This window comes from Streptomyces sp. NPDC031274 (assembly GCF_055570235.1).
On record NZ_JBVIHP010000274.1, the window covers coordinates 1 to 1312 of the forward strand.

Annotated in this window: 2 protein-coding genes; both read right to left on the minus strand. The window is 69.1% G+C overall.

The annotated features are described in order from the left end of the window. Positions 1 to 841 (minus strand): NAD(P)-dependent alcohol dehydrogenase (locus ACZ5CR_RS45610; protein ID WP_468869695.1); only part of this gene is annotated, 841 nt, incomplete at its 3' end. A 38-nt stretch (positions 842 to 879) separates the two neighbouring features. After that, the coding region (locus tag ACZ5CR_RS45615) for a phosphotransferase family protein (protein WP_468869697.1) at positions 880 to 1312 on the minus strand (433 nt) is incomplete at its 5' end.

A 1312-nucleotide genomic window follows, 5' to 3' on the forward strand; every position in this document is an offset into this window, starting at 1 on the left:
CTGCGCCGAGCAAGCCGCAAGTGCCCAGCGGGCGGACCGCGGCTACTGCGGTGCTCATCACCGAGGACACCCCGGTAGTGTCGAGGGAGGCGTCGACCTGCCCGATGACGGCGGCCAGCTCGGGGTCTGCACCGTCGTGAGCGCGGGTGGCGCCCAGCTCCAGCGCCAGCTCGCGGCGCCCGGCATATAGATCCACTGCGATGATCTCACTGGCGCCGGCCACCTTGGCAGCCATGACTGCGGCCAGGCCGACCGCGCCAGTGCCGAACACCGCGACGCTTGACCCCGGCCGCACGTTCAGCGCGATCAACACCGACCCGGCCCCGGTCTGCAGCCCGCAGCCCAGCGGCCCGAGCAGCTCCAACTGCAGCGACGGGTCAACGGTGACCAAGTTGCGCTCAGTAGCGATGGCATGGGTAGCGAACGACGACTGGCCGAACCAACGTGCCGCGACAGGCTCGCCGTCCATGTCGGCGGCCCCAGGGGAGCCGTCGGCCCGCACCCCCATGAGGTTGCGCGCCATGAACTCGTCGCAGTAGGAGGCATACCCCGCCAGGCACTGGGCGCACCAGCCGCAGGAGTCGTAGCTCATCACCACGTGATCCCCGGGTGTCACCCGGGTCACCCCGGGGCCGACCGCTTCGACGACTCCCGAGCCCTCGTGCCCGAAGACCATCGGCATTGCCAGCTCCGGGAAGGCCCGGTAGATCAGGTCGGTGTGGCACAGCCCCACGCCCGCGACACGGACCAGGGCCTCGCCGGGGCCGGGTTCCTGCAGGTCGACACCCTCGATGCCGAACGGGTTGGTGGGGTCGCGCAGAATCGCGGCTCTCACTCGCATGGGTTCTCTCGCTTCTCGATGGCGATCATCAGGGCGTCTCATGCACGTATCGCGTTCAGCGTCGCCAGATCGCGGATGGCCTGACAGGATCTGGTGGCCATCGACAGGAACATCGCGTCGGCCTCCGCGCTTGGCTTGGCCGGTGAGCCGATACAGCCCATTACCGTGATCAGCGGCCCTTGGAGCATCCCGATCCGGTACCCGGCGAAGCACTCCTCCAGCGAGAAACCGGTCACGCCCTGCCGCACGAGTTCCCCGTGGTAGATCGCGACCAGTGCCCGCTCGTGTGCCTGCCGGTCCGGTGTCGGCAGCGAGCAGGCCAGGAAGTAGGCGAGGTCCCGGCAGGGGTGGCCGATGGAGACGGTCTGCCAGTCCAGGGCGGTGACGCCTTTCCCGTCAGGCGGGAACATGAGGTTGTCCGGCCGGTAGTCGCCGTGGATCAGCGAGTACGGCGACTGGTGGTGCAGCGCC